Origin of the sequence: Vreelandella jeotgali Hwa (genome assembly GCF_000334215.1) — a bacterium.
Classification (GTDB): domain Bacteria; phylum Pseudomonadota; class Gammaproteobacteria; order Pseudomonadales; family Halomonadaceae; genus Vreelandella; species Vreelandella jeotgali.
Window position 1 is genome coordinate 299,342 of the sequence record NZ_AMQY01000014.1, and the last position, 25,776, is coordinate 325,117.

At 62.8% G+C, this 25,776-nt stretch carries 18 protein-coding genes and 4 tRNA genes; 10 read left to right on the forward strand and 12 right to left on the reverse strand.

What is annotated here, in order from left to right; translation table 11 throughout:
* The first annotated feature begins 147 nt into the window (after window positions 1-147).
* The gene (locus C793_RS0107390) at window positions 148-4,812 is read left to right on the forward strand and encodes a hypothetical protein (protein ID WP_017430302.1); all 4,665 of its coding nucleotides are present in this window, start codon (window positions 148-150) and stop codon (window positions 4,810-4,812) included.
* Window positions 4,809-7,616, forward strand: a complete 2,808-nt coding sequence (locus C793_RS0107395; protein WP_017430303.1) for a hypothetical protein — start codon at window positions 4,809-4,811, stop codon at window positions 7,614-7,616. The genes C793_RS0107390 and C793_RS0107395 overlap by 4 nt, the downstream gene beginning before the upstream one ends.
* Window positions 7,617-7,761: 145 nt before the next feature.
* Here the strand turns inward: C793_RS0107395 and C793_RS0107400 are convergent, their stop codons facing one another.
* The 4 genes from C793_RS0107400 to gcvH form a co-directional block, all read right to left on the reverse strand.
* A complete protein-coding gene (locus C793_RS0107400; RefSeq protein WP_017430304.1) occupies window positions 7,762-8,196 on the reverse strand; it encodes an ECs1072 family phage-associated protein in 435 nt (144 codons plus the stop codon).
* 53 nt (window positions 8,197-8,249) lie between these two features.
* Window positions 8,250-9,632 carry a nucleotide 5'-monophosphate nucleosidase PpnN gene (gene ppnN / locus C793_RS0107405; protein WP_017430305.1) on the reverse strand — a complete coding sequence of 461 codons (1,383 nt, stop codon included), beginning with the start codon at window positions 9,630-9,632 and terminating at the stop codon, window positions 8,250-8,252.
* A gap of 191 nt (window positions 9,633-9,823) precedes the next feature.
* Complete coding sequence (gcvP, locus tag C793_RS0107410) at window positions 9,824-12,775, reverse strand: aminomethyl-transferring glycine dehydrogenase (protein WP_051038347.1); 2,952 nt, start codon at window positions 12,773-12,775, stop codon at window positions 9,824-9,826.
* 94 nt (window positions 12,776-12,869) lie between these two features.
* Entirely contained in the window at window positions 12,870-13,256 is a 387-nt protein-coding gene (gene gcvH / locus C793_RS0107415; protein ID WP_017430307.1) for a glycine cleavage system protein GcvH, read from the reverse strand.
* A 399-nt stretch (window positions 13,257-13,655) separates the two neighbouring features.
* On the opposite strand from gcvH, the gene C793_RS0107420 reads away from it, so the two are divergent.
* Both C793_RS0107420 and gcvT read left to right on the forward strand, forming a co-directional pair.
* Complete coding sequence (locus tag C793_RS0107420) at window positions 13,656-15,062, forward strand: alanine/glycine:cation symporter family protein (RefSeq protein WP_017430308.1); 1,407 nt, start codon at window positions 13,656-13,658, stop codon at window positions 15,060-15,062.
* A 168-nt stretch (window positions 15,063-15,230) separates the two neighbouring features.
* The gene (gene gcvT / locus C793_RS0107425) at window positions 15,231-16,343 is read left to right on the forward strand and encodes a glycine cleavage system aminomethyltransferase GcvT (RefSeq protein ID WP_017430309.1); all 1,113 of its coding nucleotides are present in this window, start codon (window positions 15,231-15,233) and stop codon (window positions 16,341-16,343) included.
* Window positions 16,344-16,520: 177 nt separating this feature from the next.
* Here the strand turns inward: gcvT and C793_RS0107430 are convergent, their stop codons facing one another.
* From C793_RS0107430 to C793_RS0107440, 3 genes are all read right to left on the reverse strand, one after another.
* Entirely contained in the window at window positions 16,521-17,438 is a 918-nt protein-coding gene (locus tag C793_RS0107430) for a LysM peptidoglycan-binding domain-containing protein (protein ID WP_017430310.1), read from the reverse strand.
* Window positions 17,438-18,346, reverse strand: coding sequence for a 1-acylglycerol-3-phosphate O-acyltransferase, YihG family (gene yihG, locus C793_RS0107435; protein WP_017430311.1), 909 nt, complete (start codon window positions 18,344-18,346; stop codon window positions 17,438-17,440). The genes C793_RS0107430 and yihG overlap by 1 nt, the downstream gene beginning before the upstream one ends.
* A 182-nt stretch (window positions 18,347-18,528) precedes the next feature.
* The gene (locus C793_RS0107440; RefSeq protein WP_017430312.1) at window positions 18,529-18,792 is read right to left on the reverse strand and encodes a GrxA family glutaredoxin; all 264 of its coding nucleotides are present in this window, start codon (window positions 18,790-18,792) and stop codon (window positions 18,529-18,531) included.
* 452 nt (window positions 18,793-19,244) lie between these two features.
* Here C793_RS0107440 and hybE point away from each other — a divergent pair, with 452 nt between their 5' ends.
* Window positions 19,245-19,667: a [NiFe]-hydrogenase assembly chaperone HybE gene (hybE, locus tag C793_RS0107445; RefSeq protein WP_017430313.1), complete on the forward strand. Its 423-nt coding sequence runs from the start codon at window positions 19,245-19,247 to the stop codon at window positions 19,665-19,667.
* A gap of 12 nt (window positions 19,668-19,679) precedes the next feature.
* On the opposite strand, the gene C793_RS0107450 is transcribed toward hybE, so the two are convergent.
* The 3 genes from C793_RS0107450 to C793_RS0107460 are packed head-to-tail and all read right to left on the reverse strand — an operon-like array spanning window position 19,680 to window position 22,013.
* The gene (locus C793_RS0107450; RefSeq protein ID WP_017430314.1) at window positions 19,680-20,213 is read right to left on the reverse strand and encodes a response regulator transcription factor; all 534 of its coding nucleotides are present in this window, start codon (window positions 20,211-20,213) and stop codon (window positions 19,680-19,682) included.
* Between the two features lie 7 nt (window positions 20,214-20,220).
* Window positions 20,221-21,510 (reverse strand): ATP-binding protein, encoded by a 1,290-nt coding sequence (locus C793_RS0107455; protein WP_017430315.1) that lies wholly within the window; start codon window positions 21,508-21,510, stop codon window positions 20,221-20,223.
* 5 nt (window positions 21,511-21,515) lie between these two features.
* Window positions 21,516-22,013, reverse strand: coding sequence for a hypothetical protein (locus tag C793_RS0107460; RefSeq protein WP_017430316.1), 498 nt, complete (start codon window positions 22,011-22,013; stop codon window positions 21,516-21,518).
* 172 nt (window positions 22,014-22,185) lie between these two features.
* On the opposite strand from C793_RS0107460, the gene pyrC reads away from it, so the two are divergent.
* Window positions 22,186-23,223: a dihydroorotase gene (gene pyrC, locus C793_RS0107465; RefSeq protein ID WP_017430317.1), complete on the forward strand. Its 1,038-nt coding sequence runs from the start codon at window positions 22,186-22,188 to the stop codon at window positions 23,221-23,223.
* 53 nt (window positions 23,224-23,276) lie between these two features.
* Here the strand turns inward: pyrC and mtnN are convergent, their stop codons facing one another.
* Entirely contained in the window at window positions 23,277-23,984 is a 708-nt protein-coding gene (mtnN, locus tag C793_RS0107470; protein WP_017430318.1) for a 5'-methylthioadenosine/S-adenosylhomocysteine nucleosidase, read from the reverse strand.
* Window positions 23,985-24,015: 31 nt separating this feature from the next.
* Window positions 24,016-24,900, reverse strand: a complete 885-nt coding sequence (folD, locus tag C793_RS0107475) for a bifunctional methylenetetrahydrofolate dehydrogenase/methenyltetrahydrofolate cyclohydrolase FolD (RefSeq protein ID WP_017430319.1) — start codon at window positions 24,898-24,900, stop codon at window positions 24,016-24,018.
* Window positions 24,901-25,129: 229 nt separating this feature from the next.
* On the opposite strand from folD, the gene C793_RS0107480 reads away from it, so the two are divergent.
* From C793_RS0107480 to C793_RS0107495, 4 genes are all read left to right on the forward strand, one after another.
* Window positions 25,130-25,206, forward strand: a tRNA-Pro gene (locus C793_RS0107480).
* Between the two features lie 54 nt (window positions 25,207-25,260).
* Window positions 25,261-25,337: transfer RNA gene (locus tag C793_RS0107485), tRNA-Arg, on the forward strand.
* A gap of 169 nt (window positions 25,338-25,506) precedes the next feature.
* Window positions 25,507-25,581, forward strand: a tRNA-His gene (locus C793_RS0107490).
* Window positions 25,582-25,653: 72 nt separating this feature from the next.
* Window positions 25,654-25,728, forward strand: a tRNA-His gene (locus tag C793_RS0107495).
* Window positions 25,729-25,776: the final 48 nt, after the last annotated feature.

The window sequence follows — 25,776 nt, forward strand, 5'->3', positions numbered from 1 at the left end:
ACCGGATATTTCGGCTTGTAGTGACCCTGCTGGATCGCAAGTGGGGTGATTGCAGAAAAATGCAACAGACACTATGCGACACGGATTGTCGCTTAAATATGCCAAGCTTGAGCCATATTCCGGCAGAGTAAAGGAGGCAGGCTGCGTATGAAGGACGACGCCAACCAACATCCAATAGGGCTCATTTACAGGTCGATCCACCGAGCGGTTCGAGAAGCGACCGAGCCGCATATCCATCAGAGCAATCAGGCGACGGGTACGGGCAAGACCTATCAGGCACTGATGACCTCCGTAGAGGCGCTTGAGCAGGCCAAGGCGGCCGGCGAGTCGCTGATTGTGGTCTACGTAGCGCCGCAGCATCGCCATATTCCCTTTGAAAATCGCGCGGGGCGGCACCCGTCAGGCAGCCCCCAGGCGCTGTTGGCCGCGGCGGATATTCCTGCGGTCAAGGTGAATTCGCGCACGCTGCTCACCGACCCCGAAGAAGCGCACAATCTGTATCAGGATCTTAACCAGACCGAGCGGCACCTGAAATCCAGCTATGATGATAAAGCCGCCCCGAGCCTGGTGCGTTGCCTGCAGCAGCTGCTCTATCAATTTCAGAGCCCCCAAACGGTAGAACAGGAGCTGCCCGAAAACGCGCTGGATATCACGCGAAGCCTTATCCAGCGCCAGCAAAAAACGCTTGGGCGGCTGCGCCAGGAAGGCTTCACCGAGGCCGAACTGGAGCGCAATCTGGAACGGTTGCAACACGCCCATGATCGGCTATTTAGCGAGCTGCAGCGCGCGGTGGACGTTGCGCTTAAGCAAAGTACGTTGGACGGCAAAACGCTGGAGAGCGTGTTGGGGCACAAGGCACTGGTTGCGCCGTTTCGTTTCTTCCAGCGCCAGCTATTCCCTTGGTATGAGGTGGTGCGCCGCCCGGGCGGCCCGCTGGGCATGGTCGCCATGACCGCCTCGCGGCTGATGACGCGCCACCGGTTTCCGTGCCCGCGGCGGGCCCTTGCGTCAGCGGACAAGGGCGACTTCACTACCACGCAGTGCTATGTGGAAGACGCCATTCACGGCGCCGGTGCAGGCAGCGATGTTAGCGGCTTGAATGAGGGGCGCACGCGCTTTTTGCTGCTGCTGGATGAGTCCGATGAGGTCAAGCAAGTGCTGAATCAGGCCGCGAGCGTCGGTAAAACAGCGAGGCGTCGCTACCTCAGCGGTATGCTGTTGGATCAGGCCCGCGCTACCCAGATTGGCAATACGCTGCTTAATGAAATGCCGTTGGTGTTTTGCACGGCGGCGCACCGCGACGCGGTATGGGAGGGCTACAAAGCGCTGGAGGAAGCTCATCCAGGCCTTGTTGGGCACAACGAGGCAACGACTCCCGACAAAGTAGAAAAGCTGCGCCCGCTGCCACCGGAGGCGGAGCTAGCGCTGCGCCAGCATCAGCGTCGGCACAAGCTGGGTACCGGCAGCCCGGCGCATCATCTACAGCAGCTGCGTCTGCGCGAGCGGCTGGTGGAACTGATCGACCGGCAGTATTGCGAACATGCGGTGATTCATGGCAGCGGCGAAGACAAGCTTGGGCTGTTTGTGCGTCAACTGAAGGCGTTTTGCCAACGGGTTTCCTGGATTAACCTGAATCTGGGCGATCCCACTGTGGCGGCGGCAGGCAGCACGGGCACCTTTACCGCCGGCAGCTGGGCGTTCGTCAACCTTGACGATGAGCGCCTGGCCGGCCTGCTGGCGCACCGCGACAGCGCCGACGTCAATGAGCTGGATATCATCAGCGAGGCATTTTTGCACCGCTCCGGCGGCGAGACGAGCGGCACGACCTTTGCCCTGGCGGATAGCTTTGAGCTGATGCTGACGCTGACCGGCCTTGTGCATCTGATGGAAAATACCGCCGAGCAGCGCGCGTTTAGACTGCTTAAAGCCCCTTACCGTGGCAATAACCGCACTTCGTCTGCGCCGCTGACCGAGATGCTTGAGCGTCTGGCCGGCGTGCAGATGCGCGAGCTGATGACCGCACGCCGTGATCTCGCCCCCGGGGCGGTGATCGACGACGATATCGCCTTTCGCTTTCCGCACCTGATCATGCAGTGGGTGCCGGATTTTGCCCGTCGCTTTGTGCCCGGTGCGCCGGGGGAGTCCGTGGTGCCCGCGATCGGCTTTCGCGCCTGGTCAGCCGAGCACCATCTGGAGCAGCTGATTTCACCGCAGGCTTACGCGTTCAGCCGCCCCGACATGGCGGATAGCGTCTCCGGCCGCCAGCGGCCGGCGCACAGCCTGGTGCTTATTAGCGCGACCGGCGGTTTCGCCGCGACGCACCTTGGAGGCTTTGCCGGCGCTATGTTGGCGCACTCCCGCTTTGTGCGCTATGTGCCCATGTCAAAAGCGGATCTGGAGCTGGCGCGTCAGGCACGAGACATACGCCATCAGGGGCAGGACGGTAAGTCGGGCCGGCCCAAGCCCTGCGTGGCACAGCTGCCCGAGCATGCGGGCCTGCTGGCGGAAGACGCGCGCGGGCCGCTGCTGGTTGAGCTTGATGAGACGTTGGCGCAGACCACCACCAACTCGTTCAAGCGCCGTGAAACCCGCCGCGTGGTCGAGCTAATTACGCTGCTGGGGCATGCGCCGCGACGTATAGCGCCCGATACAATGTCAACGGCGGACATTCATGGGGCAGTGCAGCCGGCGCTGGTGGAAAACGCTGAGCCCTGCATGGCGCTGATGCTGATCCAGTCGCTGAAAACGCCGGTAGCGGTGCTCAAGCAGCTGTGTGGCAAGCGCTTGACGTCGATTATCGACGGCCACCTGTACGGCTATGATACCGGACGCCGCGACGGCAGCCGGCCAGTACTGCTGGTGACCTACTACAGCGGCCGAGAGTCTGGCACCGATGCGCGAATTAACCAGATGCTGCGCGGTGAAGGAAGCGGCAGCCAGCAGGAGCGCCAGACGTTTGCGCAGTTTTTGCAGCGGGCCAATCCGGCTCTCGATTTGGCACGTGCCTTTCCCGCCGAAGATGCCTCCGGCACGCCGCAGCAGTACGCGGCGACCGACCTGCTGCGCCGCGATATGGGCTACCACGCCGCGATCATTACGGCGTTTCAGTCCGCCGGATTGGGGCTCAATTTCAAGGTGGATACCCACCTGGGGCGGGACGGCGAGCGCGATGTGGATATGCTGGTGCTGGGTATGTCGCCGCACTTTACCGCGGCGCGTCCGCGCTTTGAGCGCTACCAGGGTCCGCCTGGCGAACGCCAGCCGGAAGAACCCCAGTTCAAGCGCGATAGCCGCGGGGAGCACAATCGACGCGCTTTTGTGCATAACAACCGCGTGATTCACGGCGTGGCGCTGACCGGCATGGAGCTTGCCGCGCGGCTTAACCAGCAGCGCTGGGGACGCGAAGAGGATATGCCCGCTCGGCATTATCGCGCCCGCCATATTCGCTTGCATCCGGACAGCTACCTGGCGGCATTCCCCGCTTTCCTGCGCGAACAGCATGTCGTGGATCTGGCGCGGACGGTATTTCAAGCAGCGGGGCGTGGCGAGCGCACCCAGGCGGCACAGCCGCAGACGCTCTTGGTGTGCGATGAGATAATCACCGATCTGGTAGCGGCAGATCCTTATCTTTACGGCGATGACGGCCATGGCGGCTCACGCGCGGATCAGCAGCACGCGGCTTCGCTCAACAGCCTGGCGCTGATGGAGTACGCCCGTCGCTATCGTCGCCGCATGTATGGCTATCCTGCCCCTGAAGACCGCGCCGCCGCTGAGGTTCAGCTGCGCCAGGCGGAGCAGGCCTTCAGCGATAATCCGGCGGTGCCCGGCTTTAAAAATCGCTTGTTACAGCGTATCAAGCAGATGCAGGCCGGTGAGCTTGCGTCCAGCGAGGCTGCGGAGCTGATACGCCAGTGGGAAGCCTGGCGAGATCCGGCGCTACTATTCGCCCAAACGCGCAAGGCTTACCGCCACCAGGCGCTTGCGGCCGGCGTGCCGGAAAAGATACTGGCGCTGATGTGGTGGCCGCTATCGGCTAACTGCCGGCTGCCTGTTTACAAGGGGGCCAACGGTTACGCGGGCATAGCGCTGGTGCCGCCCCATGACGATGAGGCCGATAACGCCACGCCTTATCCCCACGCCGCCCAGGGGTTTCGTCTGCCGAGCGATATGCTTCAGCACATGCAGCGTCACGGCATCGCACATCCGGACTGGACGGCTCCCACGCTACACGATGTGGATAACGCCAGCGTACTGCATCCGATACTGGAGCCGGACGCCAACGGCATCTGGGGCGAGCTGGCGCTGGACGGCTGGTTTGCCGACGTGAAGGCCGAGCTAGCGGGCGCTGAACGCCTGAGCGGTATCGACACCCAGCGCATCTACGAGCTGTTTGATCGCTACTGGCGCTGCCGAGCGGCAGACGGCGAATACGTGCTGATCGCGCTGGATGCCAAGCACTACGCCCGCGCCACAGATCGGCGGCTGGGTACCGCCGTAAGCGATGACGCGCAGGGCAAACAGGACGCCGTACGCCGCTGGGCTCGGGAGCACGGCTATGGTCGCACGGTGATGGCCTACGTTAATACGCGGCCGTGCCCGCAGGAAGAGGCCCGCGCCGGCATTCAGCGGGCCGATCTGCTGTCTTTCAGCGCCTTTGTGCGCACGCTGCCTACGGACGTCAACGCCCCTCGTGATGTGTCGTTTGCCGAGACCAGCGTGCCCTCGGGCACCCCGCTGGAGTCACCGCTGTTGGCAGTTAATCCCGTTGCGGCCGAACGCTTGCTGGCCGCCGTTCAAGGAGATATTCCATGACCGTGATTTCTTCTGCGACTGTCGGCGTTGCTGCGCTTGACGCCGAGACGCCGCTGATGGATTTGCGCACCAACCAGATAGACCTGGGGCTTGCGCCGGAAAAACCGGGTGCCGGCGACCGCGCCCTTGATCTGGGCGAGAAGCTGTTGGCTTACTGCGCCGCCGCGGCGCGGACCGAACACGGCGAACGGCTAATGGCGGTTGCGCTGCTGTCGGCTGACGAGATGTACGCCCGTGGGCCGGTGGCGGCAGACCCCGATGCCCCGTCCGAGGTGCTGAAAACGCTTGAAGAGCAGGGTGGCGATGCGCCAGGCGAGTCAGAGGCTCTTGAAGCTATTGGTCGGACCGGCTCGCTGTTTGCCTCACCCGAGGCAAGTGAGATTCCGCAGCCCAAGGCCGCGCCGGCTCCCGAACGGCTACCTTATCGCTGGCTTAACCGCCAGGCGACCCAACGCTTCACCCAGCTGATGGCGGCTACCCACGGCCAGGCAGCGGGTGCGGTGCGCAGCAAGCGCTTTGCCGGCGTGTTAGATATCTATGTAGGCAACGGCCGGCATATCAAGCCGCGTGCCACGGGGCTAATGCTGCTGGGCGGCGAGGCGCCCGCTGACCCTGCACTGGCCGCACGGCTGTCAGACCCTGACACCGTGGCGCTGGACACGCCCGAAGCGCGCCGCGAATGGCTCGGCGCTCTGGCCCACTGGGGCGACCAGTACCGCTACGGCGCGCATGTTCAGGCCAACATTCGGTTGCAGCAGCTGATGGAGCTGGCGCTGCGCGTCTATCTGCGCCGGCAGGGCATAGAGGACGGCGCTCCGGAAGACGAGCTGGGGCTGCTGCTGGGCAGTACGTTGATGCTGCGCGTGTCGCTGAAAGCCGGCATGCTCAAGGGCTACCGCCTTGAGATTGCCATCGACAAGAGCGGTAGGCTCAGCGTGAAAACGATCAAAAGCGCACAGTCGATCGGCTCGCTGAACGCCCAGCGCGAGGTCGCAGACGCGCTGGGCCGAGGGGTTGTGGAATACCCTGGTTTGCCGCTGCTGGAATGCCAGGCGCTCGCTCCCCAACACCGGCGCGACGCGACGCGCTTTTGCAGCGATATGGATTTTTTCCACGCAGTATATCTCGGAGCTGATTCAACCCGCGACGAACGGCGGGAAAAATGGGCCGCCAAGCACGGTCAGGAACAGGCAGATGAGTTAGAGCGCAAGCACCGCCGAGCCGTGTTGAAGAGCGGCATTGTGCGCAAAAATCGCGCCCAGGATCTGGTCGAGCACTGCCTTGATGAAGCGCTAGGGAAGGATGCCGTGACACCGTGTCGTTTTCAGCCCGTAGAAGGGCGGCGGGTGCCCGTGCGCAGCAAGGGCAAAGAAGCGGATGCGCTGCCCGTGTTTTTGCGCGAAGGGCTGCCCGGCCTGCAGGTGGTATACGGTGAAAACCTGCCCAAAAGTGCCGAACGCCGCGAGCTACACGCCGCTCTTGAGCGGGCGCTGATACGCCACGGCGTTTTTGGCCACGATGCCAAGTACTCGTCCAAACAGCGCATTCGCGTATGCGAGAACCTTAAGCAGACCCAAGATAGCGATCACCCCGTGCTGGTTGTGCAAGTGCCGACAGCCGAGCGCACATCGCGCGGCGCAAGTGTGGCCACCAGCGGCTGGGTAGCGCTTGGCGGCGACGCTCGCAGGCCGCTGACCGGCAACGCCACGGCGCACGCGCTGGCGGCCAGGGAGTACGCCGGCGAGCAAAAAATCGGCTGGCGGGCGGATGCTTATACCCAAGCCAAGCTAACGCTTTACGACACTGGCCGTGACGACTGGCGCGCTCTGCAGGGGCTAAACCTGTCCTCGGCGGATATGGATCAGCTCATGGTTGATAAAGAGCGGGGAGAGCTTCAGCACAAGCTGGCTAACATCAGCCACGAGCTGAAATACAAATACCGCCTGCAGCAGGGCGAGGATTTCCCGCTGAGCGGTGCCTGGCGGGCGCTATCCCGCCAACAGCTGGAAGGTTCAGACGCAGGCCAGCGTTTTGTTTGCCTGTACGGCCACTCGCCCAAGGGCTCGGCGGCCCGAGCCGCCGTGCTCGAATACGCGCTAAGCGGTGATACGCTTCGGGTGCTGCGCTGGGCCACCGGCACCTGCCGGCTGCCCGGGTCGGAGCGCACGACGTTTTCGGCTGCTGCGGCTAACAGAACTCAGCTGTATAAAGCCTATTGCGCTGCGCTTGAAAGCTGGCCTCAATCCTCGGCCGTGCGGCTGGAGGCGATGCTTGAAGGCATGGTAGCAGGGCATCACCCGCTTAACGACGCGCTGCTGGTGTACTCGCCGGATGACAACCAGCTGCTGGTAGAGCAGCAGCGCTGGGGCAGCGCCGAGCTATTGGGCGCCACGTGGCGCGACTTTCCTTTTACGCGCATTCTGCGCGACGGACCGCAGCAGGGCGATAAAAAGCTGCCCAATCTTGCGCGTTCCAATGAAGGCGGTCCGGCCGCCGCCGCGCAGCTCATCCCGTTACCGCACCAATACGATGTGCTGCTGGAGCCTGCAGGCGCGAAAGTGCACGGCATCCGCGCCATGCGTAACGCCCAAGGGAAAGAAAAGCGCAACAACCCCTTGATCAGCTGGCAGGTGCTTGAGCCCCAGCGCCAGGGTAAAACCCAGCTTCAGGCAGTTGACGCGCCGCACCAACAGCCGGTGTTTCACAGCTTTATCGAGACACTAACGGACAACCTGATCAAGCAGGGCAGCATCAGCCGCACGCCGCTGCCCGGCAAGCTGGTTAAGCTGCTGGTGAGTAATTGACATTGATAGCTGACAAAAAAGCAAGGCCTATGCGATGAGTAGCACCGATGCTCCTGTAATAGCTGTCGGGCGGATCGATTTTTCTACTTTTTAAATAACTGCCTCAACAAGGTATCTGATGTTGTTGGGCAGCATCAGGACCGCTTCAGTCATCATCGTGTTTGAAAAACGGCGATAGCCCCTGCTCGATAAAGGTTTCCAGTCCGGCGGCTTCCAGTGCGGGGCGGCAGGCGTCGCGGGCTTCATCGGGCAGTTTGAAGCGGCTTATTTCCTTGTGCAGCGCCAGCAGCATGTCGTTATCGCTCAGGTGACGGGCGGTTTCCGGTGTCCAGCTGTACTTTTCCATGACCATCAGTTCGAGTATCTCGCGTCCGGGCAGCGGGGCCCAGGGGGCGGCGCGGGTTTGGCGGGCTTCCTGTCCGAAACAGGCCAGCAGATAACCGGGAAAGCAGGTATCGATGGTTTTCTCGGCAGCTTGTTGGGTATCCAACGCGGGGTATTGCTCGCTGACCCAGCGCTGCGCGTCCGCCAACATTTCCTTCCATACGGCGGTATAGTCCATGGTAATCAGGCAGGACATACAGTCTTCCTTGCGTCGATGAATGGATGAGTGACCCGGATGATTGGGGTGGCTTATTCGAGAGTGTAGCAGGGGGTGTACGGCTGGTCGCCCAGCTTCATGCGGCCCTGGGCGGCGAAGGACGTGAGCAGGGTATCGAGTTTTTGCATCATATCCGGCTCGGCGCTGAGTTGGAACGGGCCTTTGGCGGCAATCGCGCGGATACCGTCTTCCTTGACGTTGCCCGAGACAATGCCCGAAAACGCGCAGCGCAGGTTGGCGGCAAGCTCGTGGGTGGGCTGGTCCCGGTGGAGCTTCAGGTTGCGCATGGCCTCGTGGCTGGCATCGAAGGGCGCCTGAAAGCCCCGTGCAATGGTCAGCCGCCAGTTATAGTAAAAGGCATCCTGGTGGGTACGACGAAACCGGGTAATGTCGTCAACGCCCTGGCGCATGACGCGGGCCACTTCCGCCGGGTTGCCGGTAACGATGCGGTAGTAGCGGCGCACGTCTTCGCCCAGGGTGCAGACCAGAAATTCGTCGATGGTGCGGAAGTAGTCGGCCGCGCTGGCCGGGCCGGTGAGAATCAGCGGGTAGGGAATATCGGCGTTGTCCGGGTGGAGGAGGATGCCCAGCAGGTAGAGGATTTCCTCGGCCGTACCCACGCCGCCGGGAAAGACGATAATACCGTGCCCCAGACGCACGAACGCTTCCAGACGCTTTTCGATGTCCGGCATCACGACCAGCTCGTTGACAATGGGATTGGGCGCTTCCGCGGCGATGATGCCAGGTTCCGAAATGCCCAGGTAGCGGCTGTCGGAGCGGCGCTGCTTGGCGTGGGCCAGGTTGGCGCCTTTCATCGGGCCTTTCATCGCGCCGGGGCCGCAGCCGGTGCAGATATCGAGCTCGCGCAGGCCCAGCTGGTAGCCCACGTCCTTGGTGTATTCGTATTCCTCTCGGGAAATGGAGTGCCCGCCCCAGCAGACCACCATGCTGGGGTCATGTTCGGGCCGGAACGCGCCGGCCTTGCGCAGAATGTGGAACACCGCATTGGTGGTGCCTTCTGCAGTCGACAGGTCGAAGCGGTCGTGTTCCTGAATTTCGTTGTAAACGTAGACAATATCGCGGATAACGGCGGACAGATGCTCGCGGATACCGCGAATCATGCGGCCGTCGACAAACGCCTCGGCCGGGGCGTTGCTGAGCTTGAGGCGGACGCCGCGATCCTGTTGCAGCACTTCAATGTCGAAGTCCTTGTACGCTTCCAGCAGCGCCAGGCTGTCATCGGTGGGCATGCCGCTGTTGAGGACCGCCAGCGAGCAGCGGCGCAGCAGCTCGTGGAGCCCCGTTCTGGAGGTGTGCTTGAGCCGGTTGACTTCGTGTTGCGAGAGCACTTCCAGACTGCCTTCCGGGGAAATGATGCTGGAAAGCGTGGGGCGCTGCGGGGCGGTATCGCTCATCGTGGGGCTGTCCATCCTTGCGTTGGGTGCTGCATTCAGCGGGGTCGAATCGGCGGCCATATTAGCATGCTGCCTGCGGTGATACAGCGCTGGCGCCGCCCTGTAGGGGCTCGTTTCAAGCAAAACGCCCCGCGCTCGGCGAGCACGGGGCGTAGCGTTACGGCGCGGCCGGCATCCGGCAATCGTGGCGTTCAGTCGTCGCGATACTCGTCGATGCTGGGGCAGGAGCAGATCAGTTGGCGGTCGCCGGCGACGTTGTCCACCCGGTTGACGGCGGGCCAGTATTTGGCGGCCTTGACCGCTGCGGTGGGGAAGGCGCCCAGCTCGCGGGAGTAGGGGCGGTTCCACTCGGCATCGGCCAGGTCGCTCATGGTGTGCGGGGCGTTGACCAGCGGGTTGTTCTCCAGCGTCCATTCGCCGCTTGCCACCCGGTCGATTTCCCGGCGTATGCCGATCATGGCGTCACAGAAGCGGTCGATCTCGTAGCGTGACTCGGACTCGGTGGGCTCGATCATCAGCGTGCCCGGCACCGGGAAGGACATGGTCGGCGCGTGAAAACCGTAGTCCATCAGGCGCTTGGCGACGTCTTCCTCGCTGATGCCGGTGGTGTTTTTCAACGGGCGGATGTCGATAATGCACTCGTGAGCCACCGTGCCGTTGGCGGCGCGATAGAGGATCGGAAAGTGATCTTCCAGCTGCCTGGCGATGTAGTTGGCGTTGAGAATGGCCAGCTCGGTCGCCTCGCGCAGCCCGCGGGCGCCCATCATTTTGATGTACGCCCAGGAGATCGGCAGGATCGAAGCGCTGCCGAACGCCGTGGCAGCAATCGCCGTGCTTGACGGGTCGACGCCGTCGATGGGCGTTACGCTATGGTTGGCCACGTAGGGCGCCAGGTGCGATTTGACGCCAATGGGCCCCATGCCCGGTCCGCCGCCGCCGTGGGGGATGCAGAACGTCTTGTGCAGGTTCAGGTGCGAGACGTCGCCGCCAAAGTCGCCGGGGCGCGACAGGCCGACCTGGGCGTTCATGTTGGCGCCGTCGACGTAGACCTGGCCGCCGTTGCGGTGCACCACGTCGCATACCGCACGGACGTGGGTTTCAAAGACGCCGTGGGTGGACGGATAGGTCAGCATGATCGCTGAAAGTCGGTCGCTGTACTGCTCGGCCTTGGTGGTCAGGTCATCGAGATCGACGTTGCCTTCGGCATCGCATTCGGTGACCACCACCTTCATGCCTACCATCGCCGCCGAGGCCGGGTTGGTGCCGTGGGCCGAGCTGGGAATCAGGCAGACATCGCGATGCTGCTGCCCCTGGGCCGCCTGGTAGCGGCGGATGGCCAGCAGGCCGGCGTATTCGCCCTGGGCGCCGGAATTGGGCTGCATGGAAACGTGGTCGTAGCCGGTAATTTCCTCCAGAAATTCCGCCAGCTCATCGATCATTTGCTGATAGCCGCTGACCTGGTCGCTCGGCGCATAGGGGTGAATATGCGCGAACGCCGGCCAGGAGATGGGCAGCATCTCGCTGGTAGCGTTGAGCTTCATGGTGCACGAGCCCAGCGGAATCATCCCGTGGGTCAGCGACAGGTCCTTGTTTTCCAGGCGTTTCAGGTAGCGCAGCATTTCGGTTTCGCTGCGGTAGCGGCTAAAGGTCGGATGCGTCAGGAAGTCGCTTTCGCGCCGGCAGGCGGCGGGAATGGCGCCGTTACCCACGTCATCGTCGGCTGCCACGGTTTCGTCCAGCGCGGTAACCGAAAGGCCGTGGCCGTCGCCCAGCAGGATATCCCAGAGCAGGCTGACGTCCTCGGCAGTCGAGATTTCATCCAGGCTGATGCCGATATCATCGCTGCCATCGTGAAAGCCGTAGCGCAGGTTGACGTTGGCGCTTTTCGCCCGGGCGTGAATACTCTCCACGTCTACACCGGTCAGGCGCAGGGTGTCGAAAAAGTGCCGGTGAACCAGGCTAACGCCGGATTGCTCGAGCCCCCGGGCGAGAATGCTGGTCAGCCGGTGAACCCGACGGGCGATTTTGCGCAGGCCTTCAGCGCCGTGGTAAACAGCGTAAAAACCGGCAATGTTGGCCAGCAGCGCCTGGGCGGTGCAGATGTTGGACGTGGCTTTTTCCCGGCGGATGTGCTGCTCGCGGGTTTGCATGGCCATGCGCAGTGCGGTGTCGCCGCGGCTGTCCCGTGAGACGCCGATAATGCGCCCGGGGATGGAGCGCTTGAGCTTGCTGGTGGTGGCAAAAAACGCCGCGTGCGGGCCGCCAAAGCCCATGGGCACGCCAAAGCGCTGGGAGTTGCCGAGAACGATATGGGCGCCCAGCGCGCCCGGTTCCTTGAGCATTACCAGGCTCAACAGGTCGGCGGCCACACAGGTCATGATGCCACGCTCATTTGCCGCCGCCAGCAGCGGGGCGATGTCGCGCACTTCGCCGCCGTTGCCGGGGTACTGCAGAAGCGCGCCGAAAACGTCGTGCTCGGCGACGCTGTCGGCCGGGGCAATGATCAGCTCGAAATCGAAGTATTCGGCCCGGGTCCGGAGCACGTCCAGCGTTTGCGGGAAGACATCGTCGGCGACGAAAAAAGCCCGGGACTTGTTCTTTCTATTGGCACGCTTGCACAGCGCCATGGCTTCGGCGGCGGCGGTGGGCTCGTCGAGCAGCGAGGCGTTGGCCAGCTCCATGCCGGTCAGGTCCATCACCATCTGCTGGAAATTGAGCAGCCCTTCGAGCCGGCCCTGGGAAATTTCCGGCTGGTAGGGGGTGTAGGCGGTGTACCAGCCGGGGTTTTCCAGCACGTTGCGCTGAATCACGGCGGGCATGTGGGTGCCGTGGTAGCCCTGGCCGATAAAGTTGCGCGCCACACAGTTGCGCTCGGCCAGGCCGGCCAAATAGTCCAGCGCTTCGGCTTCGCCATACGGCTCTTCAACGTCCAGTTCACGCCCGAGGCGGATGTCGTCGGGCACGGTCCTGTCGATCAGCTCCGCCATGCTCGTCATGTCCAGCGCGTTGAGCATGGTGGTGACATCCCGTGGGCCAGGGCCGTTATGGCGCTGGATAAAGGCGTCATGGTCAGCCAGTTCGGCCAGGCGGGGCGTCGTCCCGGAAGGCGCTGGCGAAGAATGCTGGGAAGAAAAATCGGACATAAAAGAGTATTCCAGACGAAAGAATATAGCCGGGCAGGAACAGACGAGGGAGCAGAGGCCTGCCCGCAGGCAGGCAAGCAAGGAATAGCCGGTATCAGGCGTCGGCGTCGATGTTGGCCTGGTAGGTATCGGCGTCCATCAGGCCTTCGACCGTGCCATCCAGACGGACCTTCATGATCCAGCCGTCTTCGTAGGGCGCTTCGTTGACGTTTTCCGGCGCGTCTTCGAGGTCTTCGTTGACCGCGACAATCTCGCCGGCAATCGGGGCGTAGAGGTCGGAGGCGGCCTTGACCGATTCGATGACGCCGAACTCGTCGCCTTTGGCCAGCGTCTGGCCGGCTTCGGGCAGTTCGACGAAGACGACATCGCCCAGCGACTGCTGGGCATGGTCGGAAATGCCGACGGTAACGGTGCCGTCGCCGTTATCCTGCACCCATTCGTGACTTTCGGCGTACTGGCGGTCGGTGGGAACCTGGGTCATTGGTTTTCCTGTAGTCAGCTTGGTGGAAGTTTCGGCACGCGGGCGCGCAAGCACGCCTGACATGCACGACAAAAGTGGTGCCATATTACCGCGTTTGCACGGGGAAACAAATTGTCCGCGACGGCCGAATGGCTGTGCGTCGGTCCTTCCATGAATCCTTGCTTTTATACTTCTCATGCAAAGCCCTGATGCCTTCAGGCAACTCGACGTTCAAGGTCGCGTTAAGCGGGCAGGATGCACTGCCAGGTCAAATGCTTAAGCGTTGAAATCCCTGCGTGACATCGCTCGTGTAGATAATCACAATAAGCCTGTGTCGCCGCGGAGCGGTCGGCATTCAACGCAAGCTGCCCGATTACAATACCAACGCAACGCTGCGTTAAGGGCATAAGGAGGAGAACAATGGAAGCAATTACCCGCGTGCTGAACGCCATCAGCGGTGCCTTGTGGGACCCGATCGTGCTGGTGCTGCTGCTGGGCGTCGGCATCTACCTGCTGGTGGGCCTGAAATTCATGCCCATCCGCAAGCTGGGTGCCGGTATCCGGCTGCTGTGGCAGGGTCGTGATCCCGGCTCCACGCCCGGCGGCAAGGCCAAGAGTGAAGACGACGGCGAAATCTCGCCGTTCAACGCGCTGATGACGTCGCTGTCGGCGACCATCGGCACCGGCAACATCGCCGGCGTGGCGACCGCCATCGCGCTCGGTGGCCCCGGCGCGGTGTTCTGGATGTGGATTACCGCGCTGGTGGGGATGGCCACCAAGTTTGCCGAGGCGGTGCTCGCCGTGCGCTTTCGTGAAACCGACAGCACCGGCTATCACATCGGCGGGCCGATGTTTTACATCAAGAACGGCCTGGGGCCCAAGGGTATTTGGCTGGGTGGCGCCTTTGCCTTCTTTGGCGGGGTAGCGGCGTTCGGCATCGGCAATACCGTGCAGTCCAACTCCATGGCCGACGTGATGGATTCCACCTTCGGCATTCCCGGCTGGGTTACCGGCCTGGTGATCATGGTGCTGTCCGGGGCGGTGATTCTCGGCGGCATCAAGCGTATCGCCAAGGTGGCGGGCAAGTTGGTGCCGATCATGGGCGTGACCTATATCATCGGCGGTATCGTGGTGCTGGCCGTTAACGCCGGCGAGCTGCTGGATACCCTGGGCATGATTTTCTACTACGCCTTCAACCCCCATGCAGCGGTCGGCGGCTTTGCCGGTGCCGCGGTCATGGTAGCCGTACGCTTTGGCGTGGCGCGGGGTATTTTCTCCAACGAAGCCGGTCTCGGCAGCGCGCCCATTGCCCACGCGGCAGCCAAGACCAAAAACCCCGTGCGCCAGGGCCTGATCGCCATGCTGGGCACCTTCATCGATACGATCGTGGTGTGCACCATCACCGCGCTGGTGATTCTGACGGCGACGGTCTGGGAAACCGGCGAGGAGGGCGCCTCGCTGACCGCGATGTCGTTCGATGCCGCATTGCCGGGTATCGGCAATGAAATCGTGTCCATTGCGCTGGCGGTGTTTGCCTTTACCACGATTCTGGGCTGGGCGTTTTACGGCGAGAAGTGCTGCCAGTTCCTGTTCGGTACGCGCTCGATTCCGGTCTACCGGGTGATTTACGTACTCGCCATTCCGCTGGGTGCGGTAGCCAACCTGGGGCTGATCTGGCTGCTGGCCGATATCTTCAACGCCATGATGGCGATCCCCAACCTGATCGCGCTGGCGCTGCTGTCGCCGGTCGTGTTCAAGCTGGCCAAAGCCTACTTCAACGGCGAAGAGGTGCGGCCCGGCGAAGAGCTGGACCACGACAACTCGTAAACGCCGATGCACGGCAGTGTTATGCTGTGTGCACCCTGAAAGCCGGGAAGCCACCCAGGGGGTGACTTTCCGGCTTTTCATTTGGTTTTTTATATAGTTTTTTCATGTAGTTGATGGCAACCGGTGAATAACCGCCGGTTGATAACAACGTCCCAGGAGGAACGCCGCATGACGGAATCCAAACACACGCCCCTTTACGACCTGCATACCGAGCTGGGGGCCAAAATGGTGCCCTTTGCCGGCTATGAAATGCCCGTGCAGTACCCGCTTGGCGTCAAAAAGGAGCACGAGCATACGCGCGCCAGCTGTGGGCTGTTTGATGTATCGCACATGGGGCAGGTCAACATTGCCGGCGATAACGTCGCCGAAGCGCTGGAAACGCTGATGCCGGCCAACTTTGTCGACCTCAAGCCCGGTGCCCAGCGCTATGCCATCCTGACCGGCACCGACGGGGGGATTCTGGACGACCTGATGGTGGTTAACGCCGGTGATCACTTCTATCTGGTGGTCAACGCCGCGTGCAAGGAGCAGGATCTGGCGCATCTGCGGGCCAACCTGGGCGAGACTCACGAGATCGACTACCTCGACCGTGGCCTGCTGGCGCTGCAGGGCCCGGATGCTGCCGACGTGATGGCGCGGCTGTGTCCGGCGGCCTGCGATCTGGTCTTCATGCAGCACGCGCGCTTCGAGATCGATGGCGAAGATGTCTGGGTCAGCCGCTGCGGCTATACCGGCGAAGACGGCTTCGAGCTGTCCATGCGCGCCGGTGCCGCCGACACCATGGCGCGGCGTCTGCTCGCCGAGCCGGAGGTGGAAGCCATTGGCCTGGGCGCTCGGGATTCGTTGCGTCTCGAAGCCGGGCTGTGCCTGTATGGCCACGATATGAGCACCACGACCACGCCGGTGGAAGCCGGGCTGATCTGGGCGGTGAGCAAGCCGCGCCGCCACGGCGGTGAGCGCTCGGGGGGGTTTCCCGGGGCGGATGTGATTCTGCATCAGGTCGAGGCGAAGGATCATTCGCGCAAGCGCGTGGGGCTGGTCGCCGACGGCAAGGCCCCGGTACGCGAGGGGGCCGTGCTGGTGGACGACGCCGAACACGAAATTGGCGTGGTGACGTCCGGCGGCTTTGGCCCCAGCGTGGGCAAGCCGGTGGCCATGGGCTACGTCAAGCGCGACTTTGAAGCGCCGGATACCCCGGTGTTTGCGCTGGTGCGCGGCAAGAAACGCGCCATGACGGTGAGCAAGATGCCGTTTGTCGCCCCCGGCCACTTTCGTGGTTGAAGGGCAGTGCGGTTAAAGGTCAGCGTGGTTAAAGGTTAGCGCGATTAAAGATCAGCGCGGCTTACCCGCTGAATCGCTGGTGCCTGAATGTTCGCCCCGTACGGCAAGCCGTGCGGGGCGATTGTTATTAAGGCTTATTTTTCAGGCAAAGCGCGATGAATCAAGGAGCTGCCGGAGTTATTCCATCAGGCGCGCCGGATTCATCGGCTTGCCGTTGCGACGCATGTCGAACAGCAGGATGGAGCGCCCGCTGTCGTTTTCGCTGACTCGGCAAAGGCTGTCGCCCCTGTCGACTTTTTGCTCCGTGGTGACGCTGACCTCGTCGCAGAGCGCATACACGCTTTGCAGGTTGCCGGGGTGCTGGATGATGACGACTTCGCCCAGCTGGCGCATGGTGTTGGCAAAGCTGACCTTGCCCGACGCCACGGCCCGAGCGTTGGGGTCGCTTTTGGCTTCCAGCAGCGTGGGCTGCAGGCGGCCGCGATCGTCCTTGCCGTAGGCGCGCACCACGCGGTAATCATCAAGCGGCCAGGGCCAGCTGCCGGCAGAGTCGGGCAGGTCGGGCGTGGCGTTTGACGCTCGGGATGAACGGTTGCCACCGCTCTGCTGGCCCTGGCTGCCGGCGCTGGTGGAGGCGCTTCCACCGCCCGAGCGCGCGCTTTGGCCTGAAGCCGTGCCGGATGTGCCCACGGGGATCTGAATCAGCCGACCGATGCCCAGATCGCTGGCCGGCGTGCCGGGGTTGGCGGCTTCCAGGCGCCCGGCGCGTGTGTTGAAGTGCCGGGCGATGCCGGTATAGGTATCGCCCGGACGTATCTGATAGCGATAGGGGCCGCCCGACGGTGCGCGCTCGCGCTGCGTTGGCACCAGAATGCGCTGACCAACGGCCAGGTGGCGGGCCTGTACGCCGGGGTTGAAACGCTTGAGGCGTACCAGGGGAACCTCCGCCCGCTGGGCCAGCGAGCCCAGGGTATCGCCGCGTTGAATGCTGACCCAGTAGCCGCTCAGCTGGTTGGCTCCGGCATCCGTGCGGGTGGATTGGATTTCCCTGGCGCTACAGCCCGCCAGCAGGGCCAGCAGCGCCAGCGCAATCATTAGTCCCGGTGCGCGGAAGCGTTGCCATAACGGGCGTCCAGCCGGCGATCCTTTTCCTGCCAGAGTGCGTTGATCCATAGGTGGAAGCGTTCCTTGTGCTGCGGGTCGGCGTGGTCGGCCGCGCCGTACATCCATGCCGGAATATCGAGGCGGCGCGCGCTGAGATAGATGGGGCCTTCCCGGCCGCAGAGAAAGCGCCAGAAACTCGGCGCGGCGTTGCCGTAGCTGATGGTGACATCAAGAATGCCGTCAAGACGGTCGCCCAGAAGACTGAGCACCTGGGCGACGCCGCCCGCGCGGGGGCGCAGCAGGTGATGATACCGGTTCGGCGGGGTGTCGGCCTGTTGGGCATCGCGCTTGGCGGGGGTGAAGCGCGTGCCTTCGACAAAGTTGAAAATCGCAATGGGGCGCTGCCGAGCCCGGTGGCACATGCGCTGGGTCGCCCGACGATCGATGTCGGCCAGGGCCGGTTTGCGCGCCAGCTGTTCGCGGCTGTAGCGGCGCATGAAGGGAAACTCCAGCGCCCAGAACGCCAGGCCCACTACCGGAATCCAGAACAGCTGGGTCTTGAGAAAAAACCGGGGCATGGGAATCCGGCGGTGCAGCACCATCAGCAGCATGAAGATATCGGTCCAGCTGCGGTGGTTGGAGATCACCAGCCACCACTGGTCGGGGCTGAGCCCGTCGGGGATCGAGGCGTCAAGATCGGGCTTCAGCAGGTGGCGCATCCACCACAGATTGAACCCGATCCAGTTGAGCGCAATGGCGTTGAGGCCGTCAAGAACCCGGGGCTGACAGGCACGCGGCAGGGCCAGCTTGATCAGTGTCAAGAGTATGAGCGGCAGTGCCCAGAACAGCGTATTAACTGTCAGCAGCAGAACGCTGGCCAGCCCGATAGCAATTGGCATACCCGTTTCCCTGTGGTGATGATGCCCCTGCCAGCGCCTTGACTTGGCAGGGGCGCCGGCTTCGTCGCGTGTCGGCGCTGTCTTGACGTACGGAGTCGTGAGTCACGGCGCCGTTAAAGCACGGTTGGCATCGGAATATAACAGGAAAAACGGTCGGGGCGCGAGGCGCCAGGAGACCTTGATCAGGCGCTTAGGGCCGGGTGATGGCTGACAAAGGTCTGGAACTCGGTGAAGCCGCCGACGTGCTCCTCGTCGACGAACACCTGCGGCACCGTATGCACCGGCGTGCCGGCGATTTTGGCGATATCATCCTTGGTGATGCCTTCGCCGGGCATATCAATGTAGCGCAGCCCCTCGATTCGGCCGCTTTCTTCGAGTTTTTCGGCGAGCATTCTGGCCTGTACGCAAAAAGGGCAGGACATGCGTCCGTAAATCACCACAAACATGGCGGTATCTCCTGTGTTAGCTTGCAATAAATCGGTATGGCCTCGAACCAGAGTCGCACTTTGGTTAAAAGCTTTGGTTAAAAGCTTTTGTGAAAGGCTTTGGCGAACAGCTTTAGCGGACACTTATCGACCGGCGAGTGCACTGTGCTCGGGATGACGGTGCGCTACGAATGACAATGCACTCGGAATAACAGTGCGCCCGGCGGTGACGATGCGCTAAAAGCGTGATCTGGAAAATGTTAATGAACTGGAAAATGTTAATGAAAGAGTCTGACCTGGTCGTGCCCGGTACGCCAATAGAGCCCCGCTACGCCGACGATTAAGCCGTGTTATCAGCGACGGGGCGCCATTCGGGTAGCGGTTATGCGGCCAGCGTAGCCGCGCGGTCACGAGTCCGGGCCGTTACCATTACATTGCCGAGTCAGTCTTGTACCGCCCACGGAGATCAGCCAATGCTCACAGAAACGCCCACCGGGGATAACTATGCCACCCTGGCCGATATGGCACGCGAGTACCGCGATACGCATATCGTCGAGCTCAAGCGTCAGGCGCACTACAATCCGTGCCTGGGCGTTGATGCGCTGTGCTTTCAGCGTTTGTCCGCCGCGGATGACGAGCCTCTGCTGGTGGGGGCGTTGATCACCCCCTGCGCGCTATGGCTGGTGGCGCTGGCAGCCGATGCCGACACCCATTTACGCCAGGAAGACGACTACCGGCTGTCGCTGCCTTCGGGAGATTACCGTCTGACGTACCACGCCTTTGGCGAGCGATGGTGGTATCAGCGATGCGTTCTCGATGACCTGGCAGAGCTGGACAGCATGGAAGATGCCGCGCGTTTGGCGCAGCAGCTCATGGCGCGGCTGATGGAAGCCTGAGCCGAGGGCGCGCTAGTGGCGTACCGGGCGCTTTTGCAGCTTGCGTTGCAGGGTGCGGCGGTGCATGCCCAGCGCCCGCGCGGTGGCGGAGATGTTGCCGTCGTGTTCCTGCAGCACCTTCTGAATGTGCTCCCAGGTAATGCGATTGACCGACGGCGGGTTGTCGGCCACTTCGGTATCCGGGTCGCCCTGCTGATGCTCGAATGCCCCGAGGACGTCATCGGCATCGGCGGGTTTGCACAGGTAGTTCACCGCGCCGAGCTTGATGGCTTCGACCGCCGTGGCGATGCTGGAGTAGCCGGTGAGTACTACCACGCGGCACTGGGGCACGGTGGCCAGCAGGTCGGGCAGCAGCTTCAGCCCCGAGCTGTGTTCGAGCTTGAGGTCGAGAGTGGCCATGGTCGGCTTGAGCTCCACGGCCAGAGCGAGCGCCTCATCGGCGTCCCGGGCGACGCTGATATCGAAGCCGCGCCGGGACAGCGCACGGCTGAGCACATGGCAGAACATGTCGTCATCGTCGATAATCAACAGGCGTTGTGTTGGCATGGCGTTATTACCCTCGGCTGGTATCCCGTGAGGCCGGCGGCGAGCTGCGCGGCAGGGTCACTTCGGTCAGCGTGCCGCCCCGGGGGTGATTGTACAGGCTGACGCCGCCGCCAAAACGGTTGATGGTGGCATGCGTCAGAAACAGCCCGATGCCCATGCCCTTGCTTTTGGTAGAGACAAAGGTCTCGCCCAGCTGGTCGGCAATGGCCAGCTCGACGCCCGGGCCGTGGTCGCGAATATCAATGATCACGCTATCGTCCTGCCATTCCAGGCTGATATGGATGTCTTCGGGATTGGCATCGGCGGCGTTGTTGAGCAGGTTGGTCAGCGCCTGATCCAGCGTAGCATCAACGGCCAGCCAGGGGCGCCCCCGACGTTCGGCGAGTGTCAGCCGATGGCTGACATCCGGACGCAGCACCAGCCAGCGCTGCACCACCCCCGCCAGCCATTCGCTGCCGTCGCGCACCGCCGGCTCGGCCATGCGTCGGCGGTCCGCGCTGTCCACCAGATGTTGCAGCCGTGCCTTGCAGATTTCCACCTGCTGGCGCAGCAGCCGGACGTCATGGTGCATGGGCGTGTCGGGGTCCGCTTCGTCTTCCATTTCGTTGAGCAGAATCGCCATGGTGGATAGGGGCGTGCCCAGCTCGTGGGCGGTACCGGCGGCCTGGGTGGCCACGGCCAGCACCTGCTCGTTACGTAGCGCGGCTTCGCGGGTGCGCGAAAGCGCGCGGTCGCGGCGACGCAGCGCATGCGCCATCTTGTAGATAAAAAACGTGACCAGCCCCGCGGATAGCCCGAAGTTCAGCCACATGCCGAGAATATGCAGGCTAAGTGGCGAATCCCCGGTCATGTACAGCCGGGGCAGCGGGTGATAATTAAACATCAGAAAGCTGTAGCCGCCCAAGGCGCAGGCGGCGATGATCCAGGTGTGCCGCCAGGGCAGGGTGGCGGCGGCTATGGTCACGGGCACCAGGTAGTAGGTAATAAACGGGTTGGTGGCCCCGCCGGTAAAGTAGAACAGCAGCGTCAGGCCGGCAATATCGGCCAGCAAGTGCAGCAGGTATTCAATATGCGCCACGTCCCGGGGGCGCCCCAGCCGCCACCAGGTCGCTATGTTGAGAACCCCCATGGCGATGACCACGCCCACCACGGCGGGCACCGCCATATCAAAATCCAGCAGCTCCACGCCGATGACGATGGCGAGCAGAAACCCCGTCCAGGTAATGCCGCGCACAATGGTCAGACGCACCAGGTTGCGGTTGGGCGTGGACAGCGGCAGAGGAAGTTCGGTGGGCATTGGGCTCAGCTCGCGCTGTCGGTGTCGTTGTGAAGGCTATCCTGGCGGTTGTTGTCCGCGTCGGCGGTGTCGTTGGTGCCGGTGTCGCCATTGCCCCGGCCTTTCAAACCGTGAATCAGAAACTTGATAAACAGCGTCAGCATGAAGGTCAGCCAGCCGGCGCTGGCCAGCACGTTGACCAGCAGCATCTTGGGCGGCAGCCAGGCATCTCCCAGCAGCGCTTCCAGCATCAGGTACAGCACCATCGCCAGCAGGAGCGGCAGCGCCAGCAGGTGCAGCCACATATCCGTGCGGCGTTTGCGTACGTGGTAACGCCGCAGAAAAAAGCGTAGCGGGCGGTGTATCCGGCTGAACAGAATAGCGGTGGCGACCAGCAGCACGGCAGCGAGGACCGGCTCGTTGCGGGCCTGCCAGGCGGACAGCGAAATCGACCAGCCCAGCCCCAGCCACATCAGCCCTTCAAGGCCTGCCATGACATCGGCGAAGCGGCGTACGTTATGCATAGATTATTTCCTGATACTCGATGTCCTGATAACCAAGCCGTTCCCTACCCGAACGGCGGCCCATGATACGCCGGATTTTCCGTCGGTGGCGATGCGGTATACTCTGACAGGCCGATTTCCCCCGGTTAATACACACCACGCCCGACAACCCGGTGTTTGAAAAGGAGCCTTTGTGGACGCTATTACCCTGACCCGCCCGGACGACTGGCACCTGCATCTGCGCGATGACGCGGTGCTGGAAGCGACGGTCGCGCATAGCGCCGCCCAGATGTGCCGGGCGATCATCATGCCCAACCTCAAGCCGCCGGTGACCACCACCGAGCAGGCGCTGGCCTATCGCGCGCGCATTCTGGTGGCACTGCCCGAAGGCTCGACCCTTGAGCCGCTGATGACGCTGTATCTGACCGACACGACGCCGCCGGAAGAAATCGAGCGCGCGCGGCAGAGCGGCGTGGTCAAGGCGGTCAAGCTGTATCCCGCCGGCGCGACCACCAATTCGGCCTCCGGCGTGACCGACCTGACACGCTGCGATGCCACCATTGCGGCCCTGGCCGAGTGCGGTATGCCGCTGCTGGTGCACGGCGAAGTTACCGACGCCGACGTGGATATTTTTGATCGCGAAGCGGTGTTTCTGGAACGCGTGCTCAAGCCCCTGCTGGCGCGTCATCCGACGCTCAAGGTGGTATGTGAGCATATCACGACCGCTCAGGCGGCCGATTTTGTCATGGCGGCAGGCGATAACGTCGCGGCGACCATCACACCCCAGCATTTGCTGCTGAACCGTAACGACATGCTGGTGGGCGGTATGCGTCCGCATTATTACTGCCTGCCGATTCTCAAGCGCGAGCGCCACCGCGAGGCGCTGGTGGCGGCGGCAACGTCGGGTAGCCGCCGGTTTTTCCTCGGCACCGACAGCGCGCCCCATGCCCGGGGCGACAAGGAATCCGCCTGCGGCTGTGCCGGCGTGTTCAGCGCTCCGGCGGCGCTGGAGCTCTACGCCACGGCGTTTGAGAAGGCGGGAGCGCTCGACAAGCTTGAAGCCTTTACCAGCCACAACGGCGCCGACTTCTACGGTATGGCGCGCAACACCGGCACCGTGACCCTCGAGCGTCGCGACTGGCAGCTGCCGGAAAGCTACGCTTACGCCGGCGGCCAACGCATCGTGCCGATGAAAGCGGGGGAAACCCTGGGCTGGAAGCTGATGACCTGAGCCATCCACTCCGGGCAACGAGCCCTTCGGTCGTCGCCGTTATGCGCCGGCGATCAGGCGTCGGCCAGCCGCTGCAGCATGCGTTCGACCATGCGCGACGATTGCTGTGCGGCGAGCTCCAGAAATTCGTCAAACGACAGGTGATTATCGCCGCTGCCGGGAATGTCGGACAGCGCCCGAATGACCACAAAAGGGCACCCAAACAGGTGACAGGTCTGGGCAATGGCGGCGGCTTCCATGTCCACGGCGAGCATGTCGGGAAACGCCGCCCGGGTGGCGTTTACCCGTTCGGGGTCGGCCATGAAGCTGTCGCCGGTAGTAATCAATCCGTCGCGGACTTTGACGTCGTTCAGGCTGTCAATCGCCTGTTGCGCCACGCGGCGTAGTTCGGCATCGGCCGCAAAGGCCGGCGGCATGTCGGGTAGCTGGCCGAGTTCATAGCCGAAGGCGGTAACGTCGGCGTCGTGGTGGCGGACCTCGCTGGATACCACCACGTCCCCGATACGCATGTCCTCGGCAAAGCCGCCCGCCGAGCCGGTATTGATGATGGCGTCGGGGCGGTAGTGCTCCAGCATGATGGCGGTGCCCACGGCGGCGTTGACTTTGCCGATGCCGGACTGAAGTATCACCACCTCAAGGCCGTGGCAGCGGCCGTGATAAAAGACGCCGCCGGCGTGTTCGTGACGCTCGGCGTTGTCCAGCTGGTCGGCGAGAATGCGGACTTCCTGCGCCATGGCGCCGATGATTCCTATACGCTGCAAGGCGTTCTCCTTTCTGTGCGGGCTATACGGGCTATGCGGGCTCGGGGTCGTGATGCGCGCTTGAGGGGTCATGGAGCTCGGCGGCTTCCAGGGTGTTTTCCAGCAGCGTGGCAACCGTCATGGGCCCCACGCCGCCGGGTACGGGGGTGATGTGGCCGGCAAGCCGTGACGCAGTCTCAAAGTCAACGTCGCCGGCCAGCTTGCCGTCCGGCTGGCGGTTGATGCCCACGTCGATAACAATGGCGCCGGGCTTGATCCATTCGCCCTTGACCAGCCCCGGCTTGCCCACGGCGACCACCAGCACGTCGGCGCGGCGGACATGCTCTTCCAGATTCTGCGTAAAGCGGTGGCATACCGTGGTGGTGCAACCGGCGAGCATGAGCTCCAGGGCCATGGGGCGGCCGACAATGTTGGAGGCGCCCACCACCGTGGCATCCAGGCGGCGCACCGGCAGATCGCTCTTTTCCAGTAGCGTCATGATGCCCCGGGGCGTGCAGGGACGCAGAGCAGGAATACGCTGGGCCAGACGCCCCAGGTTATACGGATGAAAGCCGTCGACGTCCTTGTGCGGCAGAATGCGCTCGAGAATCGGACGGGCGTTCAGATGCTCTGGCAGCGGCAGCTGGACGAGGATGCCGTCGATGCGCGGATCATCGTTGAGCGTGTCCACCAGCGCTTCCAGGGTGTGCTGCTGGGTATCTTCCGGCAGCTCGTGCTGGAAGGAAATAATCCCGGCCTGTTCGCAGGCGCGGTGTTTGTGCTTGACGTAGATTTGCGACGCCGTGTCGTCGCCGACAATCACCACGGCCAGCCCCGGGGCGCGGGCACCAACGCGGAAGCGCTGGCCGATCTTGTCGGCTACCTGCTGGCGGACGTCGGCGGCGATGGCTTTGCCATCGATCAGTTGGGCAGTCATCAGGACATTCCTTCGTGAATGAGATCAAGGCGATGAAATCCGGGCCATGAAGCCGGGATCGAGCGTAATGTTCGCATGCCCGCGCGGCCAGGCAAAGCAAAGTGCGCGTCCGTTAGCGGTTGACTTTGCCTTTGGAAACCGTATTATATGCCCCGCTTGAGACGAGCCATGCGGCGGCGTCAGGGCGATCAATCCGAAGCACGATGCCACGAGCAGCAGACTTCGGGTTCGGGATGTAGCGCAGCCTGGTAGCGCGCCTGCTTTGGGAGCAGGATGTCGGGGGTTCGAATCCCTCCATCCCGACCACGCCCGGCGCGGAAGTTGGCGTCTTGCCTATCCAGGCATTGGCCTTGGTTCAGCGCGCTCATAGCTCAACCGGATAGAGCAACGGCCTTCTAAGCCGTAGGTTGTGGGTTCAAGTCCCGCTGGGCGTACCAGCCGTAATGGTGACAGGCTCAGCACGCAACGACGTAGTGAAAACGCTGTGTAGTGAAAACGCTGTGTAGTGAAAAACGCTGTGTAGTGAAAAACGCTGTAAAGCTGTATGATTCCCGATCATTCGGTTAACAGCCGTTGAAACAATAGACGTTGAAAGCTGCCTTGATGGTGGGTGTAGCTCAGTGGTAGAGCCCCGGATTGTGGCTCCGGTGGTCGTGGGTTCGATCCCCATCATCCACCCCATCAGCGGCAGGCCAATACGTCGATACATGGGAAGCGCGGCTTTCCCGCTGCTTCAGGCAACAGTCGGTTATGGTGGGTGTAGCTCAGTGGTAGAGCCCCGGATTGTGGCTCCGGTGGTCGTGGGTTCGATCCCCATCATCCACCCCATTAACCGATGATTCCGTCCTGCCGGATCCATACTTGTCCCCTTCACAC

Bases quoted from the DNA above. Each gene is read 5' to 3' on its own strand.
- C793_RS0107390 (WP_017430302.1), top strand. From the start codon at position 148: ATGAAGGACGACGCCAACCAACATCCAATAGGGCTCATTTACAGGTCG.
- C793_RS0107395 (WP_017430303.1), top strand. From the start codon at position 4,809: ATGACCGTGATTTCTTCTGCGACTGTCGGCGTTGCTGCGCTTGACGCC.
- C793_RS0107400 (WP_017430304.1), bottom strand. From the start codon at position 8,196: ATGTCCTGCCTGATTACCATGGACTATACCGCCGTATGGAAGGAAATG.
- ppnN (WP_017430305.1), bottom strand. From the start codon at position 9,632: ATGAGCGATACCGCCCCGCAGCGCCCCACGCTTTCCAGCATCATTTCC.
- gcvP (WP_051038347.1), bottom strand. From the start codon at position 12,775: ATGTCCGATTTTTCTTCCCAGCATTCTTCGCCAGCGCCTTCCGGGACG.
- gcvH (WP_017430307.1), bottom strand. From the start codon at position 13,256: ATGACCCAGGTTCCCACCGACCGCCAGTACGCCGAAAGTCACGAATGG.
- C793_RS0107420 (WP_017430308.1), top strand. From the start codon at position 13,656: ATGGAAGCAATTACCCGCGTGCTGAACGCCATCAGCGGTGCCTTGTGG.
- gcvT (WP_017430309.1), top strand. From the start codon at position 15,231: ATGACGGAATCCAAACACACGCCCCTTTACGACCTGCATACCGAGCTG.
- C793_RS0107430 (WP_017430310.1), bottom strand. From the start codon at position 17,438: ATGATTGCGCTGGCGCTGCTGGCCCTGCTGGCGGGCTGTAGCGCCAGG.
- yihG (WP_017430311.1), bottom strand. From the start codon at position 18,346: ATGCCAATTGCTATCGGGCTGGCCAGCGTTCTGCTGCTGACAGTTAAT.
- C793_RS0107440 (WP_017430312.1), bottom strand. From the start codon at position 18,792: ATGTTTGTGGTGATTTACGGACGCATGTCCTGCCCTTTTTGCGTACAG.
- hybE (WP_017430313.1), top strand. From the start codon at position 19,245: ATGCTCACAGAAACGCCCACCGGGGATAACTATGCCACCCTGGCCGAT.
- C793_RS0107450 (WP_017430314.1), bottom strand. From the start codon at position 20,213: ATGCCAACACAACGCCTGTTGATTATCGACGATGACGACATGTTCTGC.
- C793_RS0107455 (WP_017430315.1), bottom strand. From the start codon at position 21,510: ATGCCCACCGAACTTCCTCTGCCGCTGTCCACGCCCAACCGCAACCTG.
- C793_RS0107460 (WP_017430316.1), bottom strand. From the start codon at position 22,013: ATGCATAACGTACGCCGCTTCGCCGATGTCATGGCAGGCCTTGAAGGG.
- folD (WP_017430319.1), bottom strand. From the start codon at position 24,900: ATGACTGCCCAACTGATCGATGGCAAAGCCATCGCCGCCGACGTCCGC.